The sequence below is a fragment of the Bradyrhizobium sp. 147 genome (genome assembly GCF_023073935.1).
GTDB lineage: Bacteria > Pseudomonadota > Alphaproteobacteria > Rhizobiales > Xanthobacteraceae > Bradyrhizobium.
Genome location: NZ_JADPKL010000052.1, coordinates 1 through 13,378 on the forward strand (window position 1 = coordinate 1; position 13,378 = coordinate 13,378).

Here is a 13,378-nt window from a genome sequence, read left to right on the forward strand (position 1 = left end):
CGGCGGCGTCGCCCTGCTCCGTGCCTCCGAGCAGCTCAAGGGCCTGCGCACCAAGAACGACGACCAGAAGACCGGCGTCGAGATCGTGCGCAAGGCGCTGTCGGCGCCCGCTCGCCAGATCGCTATCAACGCCGGCGAAGACGGCTCGGTGATCGTCGGCAAGATCCTGGAGAAGGAGCAATACGCCTACGGCTTCGACTCGCAGACGGGCGAGTATGGCAACCTCGTCAGCAAGGGCATCATCGACCCGACCAAGGTGGTCCGCGCCGCGATCCAGAACGCTGCCTCGGTGGCGGCGCTGCTGATCACCACGGAAGCGATGGTCGCCGAGCTGCCGAAGAAGAACACCGGCGCGCCCGCGATGCCCCCGGGCGGCGGCATGGGCGGCATGGACTTCTGATCCAACTCTCTCTAAAATGCGACCCCCGGCAGAAAAATGCCGGGGGGATTTTTTTGCTCGCGACTTTTTCAGTTCGTTGTTCTGATCTATCGCTATGCGCTCTGCGGAAATGACGATCAGCAGTTGCTAGTCGTTCCGCTTGGGGCTTTGCGAGTCTGCTGGTAGGCATGTCATCGGGAGGACGAGCGGGTGATCGCGGTTCTGCACGGTCTTTCCCTGCGGCCTCAACGTCGGCGGCTGGTCAAGGCGAACACCTGAGAACGCCCGGTCGCGGTAGCCACCCATTGGCGCTACTGACTTAAGTAGCATCGGTCCCCGCGCCTATCAATCGCTGTAAACGGATGCGCGAGCTAGGTGGTGGTCCCCGGGAAGAGCGATCCTCATCTCTCGTAATTTGGTCCGATCTGTTGCACCGTCCACAATCAGAAGAAGAACATCGCCAACTCAATCGAGACGGAAGATCTTTCGCCCAACCGCTACAATTTCCCGGTCGGTCGGAGGATTACTTGTCTCGACGTGCAGGGTGAGATCCGGCCTGTTCACTCTCAGGAAGTTCATCAGCTCGGTCTTCTCGGTTCCCGGTCCGATGATCAGCAGATCAGTGCAGCTACTCAGCGCCCGACCTACCCTGACGACAAACGTCGGATCGTCATTCACGGCAGAGCCAGTATGCGCTTTGCAATCAAGACGCTGGGGCGCCAAATGCGCGCGTACGGCCGTCGCGCTGACGCCCGTTAAACCTATGGAGAATATCTTAGCAATGAGGTGGTCGATCCACACGACCGCGTGCGAATGAATCTGAGTTGTCATGTCGCTCATGAATGGATTCCATTGTATTTCGTGATTCACCTGTCCGTCGGAGCGCAAGCCCGCACGCAAATTTCCTGCGGCTGACGATGCCAATCATGGCTCAAGTGATCAGCGTGAACCGACTCGCTACGTTGATGTAGCCGGGAACAGATCGCGTTGACCGTGAGCGCTTTACAGGTCCAAAACCTCATGCCGCACGCTGCCTCTTGACGGCCGTGGGCGGATGCACGCCGCTGTCCTTGGTGGAGGTGAGAATGAAGGGGACTGGGCAGGTCTTGCCCGGGACAAGCTTCTGATAGGGCGAGTAGGCCTCGATCCATCCGCGCTGCTCGCGATGGCGGGATCGCCATCCCGACTTGGTGAATCGAAGCATGTCGAACAGCGCCACCTGCACGATCGCTGCGTTGAAGAGGTCCCGGCGCTGAGTAATCGCGGTGCCCACCAGCAGACCTTCCTGGCTGGCGCCGACCACGCCCAGTCGGCGCGGAGAGGTGACCTCCGGCGGATTAGGTCCTCCGCAAAGGCGATGAAATGATCCCATGTCCGCTGCTTCGTTGCCGCTTGGGCCGACTGCTCGTGCCATCGCGGTCCAAACTCGCTGCCGCGCAGGTCCGCGACGACATATGCATTGCCCTGCTCGGGCCAGCGCCGCCCCACCGCTCCCGCATAGGATGGCAGGAGCGAAGCCTGGAATCCGCCATAACCATTGAGAAGGGCTGCGATCTCCGCTCCGAACCTCGCGTTCTTGGGACGCACCAGAAAGTAGGGAATCCGGGTCCCCTCCAGCGAAGTGGCCTCGAACTGCTCCGCAACATACCTGGACGCGTTGAACTTCGGAGGTGTCGTCCTCAGTATTTCAAGCCATTCGCTCGCCGCGTCGAAGTACCAGAGGGAGGTCGGCCCCGGATAGTTGGAGACGGTGAACAGCACCACGTCCGTTTCTTCGCTAGCGGCAGAGAGGCTGACGTTCTCGTTCGTAGGGAGCGGGATCGGCGTGGCCCGCCAAGTGCCCTGGTCGTACCTGTAGGTGAATGCCTTGCTCTGAACATTGTCAGGGATCGCCAGGATCAACAAGTTCTTGGTGACCGCGAACCCGCTGAGCGCTTGCCGAGGCTCGGGCTCGAAGACGAGCGATGGCATCGCGCGCAGCGGATCTTGCTTCCATTTGTCCAAGCCATATGAGATCATCGAGCCGGCCGCAAAGCGGGTGCTGCCGGACAGTATCCAGTCTTCATTGAGCGTCACGAGCAGGCGGCCACTGACGATGCCGCTGATGTTCGCTTTCTTTGGCAGGTTTAGCTTGATCGGTCCGTTGGGCGCAAAGAGTACATACTCCTGCTCGAAGAAGCTTATGGCGCGCATGGCGCCAGCCGCATGAACTTTGCCTTCATTTTCCCGCAGCACGAAGGGCGCCGCCACGGCATCGGTCGGCTCCCCACGGAAGACCTCGCGCGCTCGAACGAGCGGCTGAGCGCGCTTGAGCTCCCTCAAGAGGAAAGGGCAGCCAACCTGCGTCAGGGTCCGTTCTCCCCAATCCCGTGCAGTGAGGACCGTGTGGCGGTCGACCCAGCTGACGGCCTGCTTTCCCTCCAGAAGAGCGAAACCGGTCGTGACGAAGGCGTTGGTGTCCGGGTCGAACTCTCGGACGAGCACAGCGTCCTTACCGCCATCAGAAAATTGGACGAGGCACAGGCGCACTTGGGGCGGCAGGCAGGTAGTGCCTTTAAAGACCCAGCTTTTCTTACCCGCGACCGCCAGCGCGTCAATATCGAGGATGGTCTCCCAGTGCGGGTCCTGGCCGCGATAGCTGTCAAGCGTAGTACGCCGCCAGATGCCGCGCACGTGGTTCTCGTCCTGCGAGAAATTGCTGAGACCCCGCCGTTCCAACGAAACATAGGAAATCCGGTCTTTGGCCTGAAGGATGCTGATGGCCTCCTCATAGAAGCGGCGATTGCGGGGATCTGATTGGAGCGCGCCGAGCGTCTTGTCATTCTCGGCGCGGGCCAAATCCAGTGCGCGTGGCTCTTCGATTTCCTCGAGGCAAAGGAAGGAATCGTCCACCCGGGCCGCAGCGGCCCACTCCTGGGGCACCGCCGTGAAGGACAAACACGTCAGCGAGAGCAACACGGCGGCGAGGAGCGAGTGTTTCATGGGAGTAATCCTGGGCTGGGTGGGCCGCCCGGCTCGCGCGACTTGCGAGCTGGCCGAAAGCGGACAGAAGACGTACATTCGGTTTCGACAGCGGTCATGGGCGGGACTGTGCCCGCCGGTCCGAACGAAGCAAGCAGCGTGCCGCCTGAAAATTGGCGGTTCTCCAGCCGCTCGGTCGCGCCCCTTGGCTCAAACCTGACAATGCAGTGTTAGCTTCGAAAGTATTGTGATGAGCTTTACACTACTCACCGATGGAGCAGAGGTGCCCTGCTCTGGCATTTCACAGACCGGTCCGTAATCGCGCTAGAAACATTTATGGCGCGCCTAACTTGCAACGGCACGTGCTCAAGAAAGGCCCTCGCGCGGAGAATTTGCCGCTGGTTGGTGCAGCGAGCGCGAGCACATGTCAGCACGGCGCGTCATAATGCGGAGGATCCAGTGACAAGCCCGCCGAGACGCCAGTCGTTCTCGCAATTCGCAGGCATTGCACGAAGTGACTCGCACTCCGCGGGATCGATCATAATCATTTGCAAGCGCTACGCACCCTTAGGCCCACATACCCAATCACCTGCGCAGGTTCCGTCGGGTAACAACAAGAACTGGCTCCACCGAATCAAGCACAGGCTCTCGACTTTCGTCAAAATCGTCGGGGCAGCGTCTCTTGATTGTTCATTAAGAGCGGCCACCAATGGTGATCCGCTACTCACCGACCTCCGAGATCGATGGGGCGTGCCAGGGAGAGGTTGGTCTTACCGGCGGGCAACAAAACCCGGCTCGGCCACACCGGGCGGGCCAATTATCAATGCCTTCAGGGTGACTGCCCAGAACGGCATCAACTTCTCCAACGCTCATCAAACCGTGGACAGTTCCGGGTACCCAGTGACGGAATACATCCGCCACAGCCTCAGCCGCGAAGGCAAACTCACGGTGCGGGCCTCAAAGCTGGTGGCCGGGCCGGCCAAGATCATGAACCAGGGGGAATTGGTCTGCGAACTGCGGGACGGCGCGAAGTTCGTCTTGAAATTGGAATGAGGCTTGAGCCGTTCTTAGCCGCGTCGGAATGTGACAGGTATCCCATTCGGCACGCACCGATGACAACTTCGATCGGGCTACATTACCTGAGGAGCGCTAGTGACCAGGATGCCCAGTTCGTTCGTGCTCACCGCTGCCTGCGCACATCGATGGATTCCGGCGGTAAAGCCGTTCGCGCGCGGCTCCGCGTTCGCTCCACTCATCCTAATCTAATGGATCGCATGCCGCCTGAAGAACGGCTGTTTGGGAGGCGGTGACGTTGTCTCGAAATCCTGATCAGGTTGCCGTAACGACCCTTTAGACTCCTTCTCGGAGCCATTTTGGATAACGCTCATCGCGGTGTCATCAAGCGCAACGAGAGGCGCTAGGGCGAACACATCTGCGCAACTGAGTTGGTGCAACTCCATAGGTAAGGCGCTGGGTTAGCGCTGGTTCCGCAGCGGCCGCGACCAGCTCGACAGCCTGCTCGACGAGGCGGCGCGCGCGAACCTGTCGGCGCGTGAGACGCTGATCCTACTGTGCGAGCGCGAGATCGCGCGCAAGGATCATCGCCGCATCGAGATGGCGCTGAAGCTCGCACACTTCCCGGCCGTGAAGGAGCTTGCTGGCTTCGACTTCGAGGCGCAGCCGTCAATCGATCCAAAGCAGATCCGCGATCTTGCCGCGTCACCTTGGATAGCCAACGGAGAGAACGTGCTGCTGCTCGGCCCGCCAGGCGTGGGCAAGACGCACTTGTCGATCGCTTGGGCGAGAGGCAATCCTGGCCGGGTACACGGTGCAGTTCACCACGGCGACGACGCTGGTCGCTGGCCTCGCCAAGGCGCACGGCGAGCGAGGCCTGGACGAGAAACTGCTCGCGCTGTCGAAGCCAAAGCTGCTCATGGTTGACGAACTCGGCTACTTGCCACTTAAACCTGACGCGGCGCATCTGTTCTTCCAACTGGTGAGCCGGCGCTACGAAACCGGCGCCATGCTGATCACGTCGAACCGCAGCGTTGCTCCTCGGCGACGCCATCCTGGATCGCCTCGTTCACAACGCTCACCGCCTCCAACTCTCCGGAGAAAGCATGCGAAAGCAGAACGGCCGCAACCAAACTCTTGGCGTCAACCCAAACCCCTGAACCAATCACCATGTCGGTCAAAGCCGCTGCTCACCATCGGCAAATGCGCACAGGTGACCTTAGCGGACGACGCGCTGGTGATCGTCCCGGGTCTTCAAATCGGAATGCTGGCCGAGAAAGTCTGCAACCTCGGCCTAGACCACCTGGGTAAGCAGGACACGCGCCCCATTGCGCAAGACTTCTGTGAGTTGATCGTCGAAGATTCCAGGCTGAATCAGATGGATGACGTTATCGTTGGACAAGGCATATCGCTCCTTCGGTGGAGAAGTGGAGGCCTCAAGCACCCCCACGATATGCCGCCTTTCCGATTCCCGCCGTCACCAACTTTGGGCGATAGCTCTTTTGGTTCTTCACGGACGACTATCATCTATTGCTCGATCTTTTCCTCCCTATTCCAGGAAAACGTGAATGTCGTTCTGCTTGCCTGATCGCCCCAGAGTGGCCGTGTAGGGCACATCATGAATCCTGATGTGGGTCTGTGGTCGGTCCGGGCTCGGCAGCACGTTATGCCAGTGCATTCCGCGCCGGAGGTTCTCCGGCGCCGGTTGATTGCCGTGTTGCCAACTCGGAGGGACGAATCCTCCTAAGTCTTGCGCTGGCGGCATGTACTGTGGCGCGAAGATCGATGTCCCGAAGCTTTGCTCCCATGATGGTGGCGGATTGACGCTTTGCACTGGCGAATGGGCGGGTAACGACAAATCCTGCCAGAAGTTCGCTGTATTCCAGCTGTCGGCGGGAGGCTGGCCGGCTTGATCCACTCCACGCCAAAACTCTGGCGAATCGACAAATTGCGTTGAGGGTCCCGGTCGATCCGCTATCGATGTCCCGAAGCTTTGCTCCCATGATGGTGGGCTTGGCGGATTGACGCTTTGCACTGGCGAATGGGCGGGTAACGACAAATCCTGCCAGAAGTTCGCTGTGTTCCAGCTATCGGCGGAAGGCTGGCCGGCTTGATCCACTCCACGCCAAAACTCTGGCGAATCGAAAAGTTGCGTTGAGGGTCCCGGTCGATCCGCTGCAGCCGCCGCTCGCGCACTGCTGGGAGCGGTCCTCAAACGTCGTTGGAGTTGCTGCCGATCGGCGACGAGGTTGTCGAGGTGCAGCACGGCTGGCGGCCGTCTTTGCGCCAGTCGCCTAACAAGCGCCCGCGTGCCGTCAACCACGAAGACTCCGCAATCCCAACCGTTCCCCTGCCGGGTCATGCGGACAGGCTCCAGACGCGTACCCAGCCTTTGTGCGAGCATTTTTGCAAGCTTGTCGTTGTATCCTAGGAAGGAGTCATAATGATAGGCAACCGGCCGTTCGCGGTCGCTGCGATCAACGAACAGCAGCGACCAATGGGTGCCACGACGATGACGATCCGTAGCACTGGCATCGTTCACTGGCACGAACAGGAAGTCGGCTGTGTCGTTACCGTACTGATTATGGACGATGCGCTGGAATGCGCTTAGCGCGACGCTCTCGGGGCCCAAGCGCAGATGATAATTGGCTATGAGGGGATCCACGAACCGCGTCCGGGCGGCGAGATCTGGATTGTTCCCCTGCAACTCCTGTTCCAGGAGCTCGTAATCCCTCTGGATATGCTCGTCGCCCAACCAATCCTTGGGGCCAAGCGATAATTCGCTGCGGCCTTGAATCGATGGATCAACCTGCTGCAGCGGCCAGGTTGATCCGAACCCGGTAGGTTGATCCAAGCGGCCTCCGGACCGGCCGATTCCCGCCCACTTGCCTGCTGAGGGGACAACCCCGACGCCGCGTTCGCCTCAACGACCTGTAGGTACTGCCCAAGCCGCTTGAAACCCACGGAAAATCCTCTGAGGGCTTCGGTGCAGTCTCGGAAGTCTTGGTAATCTATTTTTAACGACCATTTCTGCTGATCACTGCCGTTGAGACGGCTCGCTATGCTCTCCCTACCCCTTGTTTGCAGCCAATCACTAAACCTACGTTGATTTATGGCCATATTCCGGACAGCTTTCCTCTGGGAAGTCGAGTCCGGTCCGAGCTTGCTCAGCTCTTCGTTGGCCAAGCCATCAATCATGCGGGCGTCGTCGGGATAAGGATAAGGATGATGATGCTTCAATTGGGGCTCGGTGCCTAGATACTGCCGAAGCCGATCGAAACTCACGACCACTTTTCCCTCGGCTTTGGTAAAGGCCCTGTAATCCTCCATCAACGACCGTTGCTGCTGATCACTGCCGGTGAGTCGGCTGACTATGTTCCCCCTACCCTCCCTTTGGAGCCAATCACTAAACCTACGTTGTTTGCTGGCCCGTTCCGAGACACCTCTCCTCTGGGAAGTCGAATCCGATCCCAGCTTGTTCAGCTCTTCATTGGCCAGGCCATCAATGAGGTGGGCGTCCTCGGGATAAGGATAATGTATTTGGCGCCCCATCAGGCGCGGCCCGGGCCCGACGGCTTGGAGTTCTTGCTCGTTGGGCGCGAACCTCCTGAAATGAGACAGTGCCGACTTGAGACGGTTATGATTGTCCCCACCGCCCGCCCTGTAATCCGTGATATCAGCGGCTAGTGACTCTGGATCGTTTAAAAGCCGAGAAGCCATCGAACCCCTGTTCTCTGCTCGGAGCCAACGAGCAAACCCCCTAAGAAGCCCTAAATTGGTCCTGAGGGTACCATCGCAAACCCTTCCGTCCCCTCGGCCGGTACTACCGTCGGGGAGAATTTCATATCCTCGGACTGCTTCCGCGAACTGCTCGATGCGGGCCTCGTCTTCGGGATGCATGTCCTGGCCAGCGGGGCGACCACGCTTGGCGAAATCCATCCGAAGCTCTGAAGAGGCCACCTCGGACGTCGAGCCGCCGGACGACTTTTCGCCACCACTTCCTCCGAAGACTTTGCCGAACCCTGACTTAACACGAGAAAACAGTCCACGGCTTTTGCTATCCTTCGTCCGCGCCGCAGGCTGCGGTTCCGATGGCGCTGTGTAGCGCGTGCTACTGAACAACTGGTCACGCAAGCTAGACTGCGAGGCCGTCGCACCCGCGCCAAGGTGAGCGCTAGGAACATCGACACTGTGACGCGTGCTGCTGAACGAGTTGTCCCGCAGGTTGGACCTTGGCCGCATTCGCATCGAACCACCAACGTCCGTACGCTGGATGTTTTCATGCGACCGTGCGGCTGGAGTGTCGGGCGAACTAACCCCGGAACTCTCCTCAGCAGAGCGGAGTTGCAGCTCGCCCAATTGCTGCTCGAAGCCAGCTTGATCTGCAGGGTCAACGTCGGTCTGTTGCCGCTGCAGCTCGGCGTACCAGCGCATCCAATCGTCCGGATTGTTATAGACGGGTTCCACACGACTCTCCCTAGATGAGGTGACTCTTCATAGCTGCCCCGCGGCCACACTCCGGTGCACTGACCACAGAGACCGGATTCAAAAAGCCGGACGTCAAGATTCGCCAAATTGAACAAAAAGGGACCGTTAGTGCCGCTCCGAGCTCGTGCATTACTCACACCTGCCCAGCCTTGGCTGCTGCAGAAGAGCGCCCCGGCTTCCTGGGCAACAGGTAATCGCTCGCCAAACCTCAAAACGATCCAGGAGAAACGAAACCCAAATACTCGCACAATCCAAAAGCCACCTGTTGCCGCCCTCCTTCCGGGCAAGTTCGCATGCGGCACATCGCGATCGAAATTGGGCCGCCCCATTGCTGATGGAAGGCGTCCGGGTTTCGATACTTGCACTGCAAGCTCTGCTTCCTCATCAGTTCTTCAGTTCAACGTCCTCACATTCGCTACAACCAACGAGCCTCTTCTAGTGATCATGACGCTTCAGAGCGAAGTCCGCATGTATGATTCAGACTGTACAACCTGACGCTACGTAGACTTCAAGCCCCAGTGCTGTCGCGTCGAGCCTGGTTGGCTTTCATACCCGTTTCAGGATGCGGCAAATCCTCGCAGCTTGGTGATCTACCGCCGCTTCAAGGACCTTAATGCGCCAGGCGCCGCCGCCGATGAATACCAAAGACGTGTTGGCAGCGGCGTAAGCGCGAAGCTTTGGCCGTTCAGGCTTGGAAGTTCCAGGGCATGAAAGTATCGATCTGAGAGATCGGCCAGCGCCGCTTTATCGATGCGAAGTCCCCCGAACATCATACTCCGACGCTGACCCAGCATAACGCTGCCGCGGTCGCAGCGATAGACAGCGGGTAGTCACGACTGTAAAACCCCTGACGACGGCCTTGCAGTTATCCGCAGCATGGCGGCCGGCCGCGGTCCAGGTCTTGCGCATCCGCGCATGCCGGCGCGCGGTGTTCATGAAGCGCTTGTGACTGCCAATAAGACTGCTCGTTTTCCTCGTCATCGGCTTCTCCGCCTGGCTGCTCTTCACGCTCGCAGTCTTCGCGCTGCCCGTCTTCGCAGGCGTGACGATTGGCCTTTGGGCCTTCTACACGGGGGCCGGCGCGCTCGGCGGCATCGTGGTGGCCGTCGTGGCGGGCGGCGCGAGGTTCGGTATAGGCCAACTCGCGCTCGCCTTCGTGACGTCTACTTGGCTCCGGCTCGTGATCACCGTTGTCTATGTCGCGCCCGCCATGTTCGCCGGTTACAACGCGACGCATGGAATCGCCCAGATGGCGAAAGGCCTTCGCCGACCTGGCAAATGATCTTCGCGATCGTTGGCGCGACTGTCGTTACCCCTACGGCGTTCATCCGCTTTACGGCTATGGTCGCACCCGGACCAGCCGGACGGGATTTGGCACAGGGCTACCACGTTAGCGGCGGCCATCAGGTGGGACAGATCAGGCGCCCAGAGCACTCGCGATGCTCATCCTCGATACTCGATTGAGAGCGGCCCGAGCGTCGAGGCTCGAATCATCGAGGGGTGGCCGAGCTAACGGAGATTGTTGAGACGCAGTGATCTAGACGGTGACGTCTCACGAACACGCCCTACAACTCAAGTCGTTGGGCGTATTGCTGCGTGTTCCAGCCGATCGTGATCACGGCTTCCAGGGCATCGTGATCACCCATTCCTGAGCTCGTGATCACCGTTTCCAAGCGGATCGTGATCGCTATTTCCAGCGATGCGATCGGGGCAATTAGGAGGCGCGCGCCGCTGACAGTCTGCCACCCGGGTAGCTTGGTCTTTTGCCTAACCGCAGAGGATCGAGATGCCGACCGAGAGACTGTCCATGCGCCACATCCGTGAAGTTCTACGCCTGCACTACAGCGTCGGCATGTCGCAACGCGCCCTTGCCCGCAGTCTGGGCTTGGCCCAGGGCACGGTCAGCAAGTACCTCAACCGAACCCGCCGCGCCGGCCTGACCTGGCCGTTGCCGCCGGAGCTGGATGACGATGTCGGCTCGAGAACCGCCTGTATCAGCCACCATCCGATCGGCCCAGCGACGAGCGCCCGCATCCGGATTGGGCGCTCGTGCATCGCGAGTTGCGGCGGAGGAACGTTACGCTGATGCTGTTGTGGGAGGAGTATTGCGACGCAAACTCCGACAGCTTCAGCTATGCGCGGTTCTGCGAACGCTACAAGGAGTGGACCGGCCGCCTCAAGCCGACCCTGCGCCAGGTCCATGTCGCCGGCGAGAAGCTGTTCGTCGACTATTCCGGCCATACCATGGAGGTGGTTGACGGGCTCAGCGGCGAGGCGCGCAGCATGCAGATCTTCGTCGCCGTGCTCGGCGCCTCGAACTACACCTATGCCGAAGCCAGCTTCAACCGATCGCTACGACAAGGGATCGCTGTTGATCACGACTCAGGTGCCCGTGTCGCAATGGCACGATGTCATTGCCGAGCCGATGACTTCATGATGCCTCCGTCTTTGAACGCTTGGTACGTCGTATCCGATTGCGCAGCCGACTGATTTGTTCGTCTGAGAGCTCGATCTGCCATGGCTGGCCTTTGGCTAACTGACGGCCTGCCAGCAATCCGCGCGCGAGATAATCGAACACCGTTTTCTGGGTGACGCCAAGCTCGGCCGCTGCGCCCTGAATCGAGAAGCTACCATCAGGCCAGCGCATCGGATTCTTGTCCACGCCGTTGATTTTGACGGTGGGAATGCCCCAGCGGGTACGCAAAAGCCAGACGTTCTCGCCTTTGAAGGCACAGCCTCGGGCCGCGACAAAGCCTTCCTGATTGAGTATTGCCGTGATCTCGCCATCCATTTTGTGCTCAGCATTCAACTCGACGACCCGTCGCCGCAACCGATCAATGTCGATGTAATCGCGGCAGGTGTGAACGCGCCGTTGTACGTGATGCTCGCTGGTTGCGCCGGTCTGCCAGACGATCTTGAGCCACACCTGACCTCGGGTCCGCTTCTGATCAAGAACGACTTCGCGGATGACAAATCGCAGAATGCGCTTGCGATCGGCTGCCGACGTGGTGGCCGCATTCCAAATCCGCGGCAGGTTCTCGCCGAGCGCTTGTAGCCCGGCGCGTTCCGCCGGGCCAATCAGGAGCGGCTCTTGCGCGCGCCAACGCGCATGCTGCTGCTCGACCGCCTCGACGACGCGCAGCTTGTCTTCCCGAGCCCGCTCAAGAGAGCGCGCCACAAGACGGTTCTCGGGCTCGACGGCGTCATACCGACGCCGAGCGCGCTCGGCCTCGTAGCGGGCGCGCTCCACGCGAAGCGCCCACTGGCGCTCGAGCTGACGGCTCTCTTGCTCCAGTTGGCCCGCCGCCGCGAGTGCGATCTCAATCTGATCCGGCACCAGGGCATCGAGGAGCATCCGTTCGACCAGCGCGTCAACCGCCAAGGCCCGGACTTCCTGACATAGTGCACTGTCTTGCTGGTTCCGATCCGAGCGGCAGCAATAGACCGGATAGTCGGCATTCGGGCCCGTGTAGCGCATGCTCATGCGCCGTCCGCAACGGCCACAGATCGCAATTCCTTGTAACAGGGCTGCCCCCTTGCGCGGTACGCCAGAGTGTCCTGCCTCATAGCGGAAGATGTTATCTGCCAGTCGCCCCTGGTTGGCCATGAACTCCTCCCAGCTGATATAGCCTGGGTGAGCGGCGTGGAGGCAAACCGCCCAACCCCCGATCGCCACCTTGACCGTTCCCGTCAGCGATCCCGGCCGGCATCGGCTCGGATCCTTTTGCCGACGGCCATAAACATACGCCCCAGCATAGGCCGGATTTTGAAGGATACTAAGGACGCGTGCACTATCTGGCGCACGCCAGACGATCTCGTGTGGAGATGGTCCAAGCAGCGGCCGAACCGGCAAGGATAATCCGTTCCTCTCCAAGTACCGCATCACACGGCGAGCGCTTTGCAGTTCCCGAAATTTGGCAAACACGAGATGAAGACGGGCCTGCACCTCCTCATCGGGATTGAGAACAATTGTGCCGGCTCGATCATAGGCGAGCCCGGCCGGCAGGGGCAGCCGCAGTTCGCCCCGTGCCGCCTTCTGGCGTTCTCCTTGGTGAAGGCGCATCCGAAGCTGATGCAGCTCCGCCTCGCTCATGACGCCGGACAAGCCCAACAGCAGGCGGTCGTGGTAGGCGCGCGGATCGTAAAGCCGCTCGCCATGCGCAATGAGCACGCCGAACACCGAGCACAGTTCGAGCAGCTGATGCCAGTCCCGGTTATTGCGGTCCAAGCGAGAAGCGTCGAGGCTCACCACAAGGCCGGCGTTGCCAAGGCCGATCTCGGCAATGAGCTTCTGGAAACCATGGCGATCCACAGCGCCAGCACCGGATTTGCCCAGATCCTCGTCAATGACCTGGACGCGCTCCGGCGGCCGGCCCAGACCGATGGCGCGATCGACGAGGTGGTACTGCACCTGCTTGCTCTCCTGGTGCTGGCGCACCTGGTTCACGGATGACTGCCGCACGTAGACATAGGCCAACTTGGCTCGGTGCGCAGTCGTGAGCCGCTCGTCAGCGACGGTCGAGCTGATCAGCACGG

Annotated in this window: 7 protein-coding genes and 5 pseudogenes; 6 read left to right on the forward strand and 6 right to left on the reverse strand. The window is 60.3% G+C overall.

The features are described from left to right. The coding region (locus tag IVA87_RS11880; RefSeq protein ID WP_276576808.1) for a TCP-1/cpn60 chaperonin family protein at window positions 1-400 on the forward strand (400 nt) is incomplete at its 5' end. 444 nt (window positions 401-844) lie between these two features. Here IVA87_RS11880 and IVA87_RS11885 read toward each other — a convergent pair. From IVA87_RS11885 to IVA87_RS11895, 3 genes and pseudogenes are all read right to left on the reverse strand, one after another. Beyond that, on the reverse strand, window positions 845-1,219 hold the full coding sequence (locus IVA87_RS11885; RefSeq protein WP_247300228.1) for a hypothetical protein: 375 nt from the start codon (window positions 1,217-1,219) through the stop codon (window positions 845-847). 178 nt (window positions 1,220-1,397) lie between these two features. Further along, on the reverse strand, window positions 1,398-1,793 hold the full coding sequence (locus IVA87_RS11890; protein WP_346015488.1) for a prolyl oligopeptidase family serine peptidase: 396 nt from the start codon (window positions 1,791-1,793) through the stop codon (window positions 1,398-1,400). A gap of 323 nt (window positions 1,794-2,116) precedes the next feature. Continuing rightward, window positions 2,117-3,439, reverse strand: a pseudogene (locus IVA87_RS11895) (S9 family peptidase); the annotation flags it as partial. 237 nt (window positions 3,440-3,676) lie between these two features. Here IVA87_RS11895 and IVA87_RS34960 point away from each other — a divergent pair. Then, window positions 3,677-4,393 (forward strand): VirK family protein, encoded by a 717-nt coding sequence (locus tag IVA87_RS34960; protein WP_249816355.1) that lies wholly within the window; start codon window positions 3,677-3,679, stop codon window positions 4,391-4,393. A gap of 447 nt (window positions 4,394-4,840) precedes the next feature. After that, window positions 4,841-5,514, forward strand: a pseudogene (gene istB / locus IVA87_RS11905) (IS21-like element helper ATPase IstB); the annotation flags it as partial. Window positions 5,515-5,576: 62 nt separating this feature from the next. On the opposite strand, the pseudogene IVA87_RS11910 reads toward istB, so the two are convergent. Next, window positions 5,577-5,804 (reverse strand): annotated as a pseudogene (locus tag IVA87_RS11910) (IS256 family transposase); the annotation flags it as partial. 99 nt (window positions 5,805-5,903) lie between these two features. Beyond that, window positions 5,904-7,115 (reverse strand): annotated as a pseudogene (locus IVA87_RS11915) (Ulp1 family isopeptidase); the annotation flags it as partial. A gap of 2,676 nt (window positions 7,116-9,791) precedes the next feature. On the opposite strand from IVA87_RS11915, the pseudogene IVA87_RS11920 reads away from it, so the two are divergent. From IVA87_RS11920 to IVA87_RS11930, 3 genes and pseudogenes are all read left to right on the forward strand, one after another. Next, a pseudogene (locus IVA87_RS11920) lies at window positions 9,792-10,222 on the forward strand (hypothetical protein); the annotation flags it as partial. A 427-nt stretch (window positions 10,223-10,649) separates the two neighbouring features. Continuing rightward, entirely contained in the window at window positions 10,650-10,928 is a 279-nt protein-coding gene (locus IVA87_RS11925; RefSeq protein ID WP_247333622.1) for a helix-turn-helix domain-containing protein, read from the forward strand. Beyond that, on the forward strand, window positions 10,928-11,332 hold the full coding sequence (locus IVA87_RS11930; RefSeq protein ID WP_247333629.1) for a hypothetical protein: 405 nt from the start codon (window positions 10,928-10,930) through the stop codon (window positions 11,330-11,332). Before IVA87_RS11925 ends, IVA87_RS11930 begins: the two co-directional genes overlap by 1 nt. Here IVA87_RS11930 and IVA87_RS11935 read toward each other — a convergent pair. Continuing rightward, entirely contained in the window at window positions 11,274-13,376 is a 2,103-nt protein-coding gene (locus IVA87_RS11935; RefSeq protein ID WP_247333631.1) for a recombinase family protein, read from the reverse strand. The genes IVA87_RS11930 and IVA87_RS11935 overlap by 59 nt on opposite strands. Window positions 13,377-13,378: the final 2 nt, after the last annotated feature.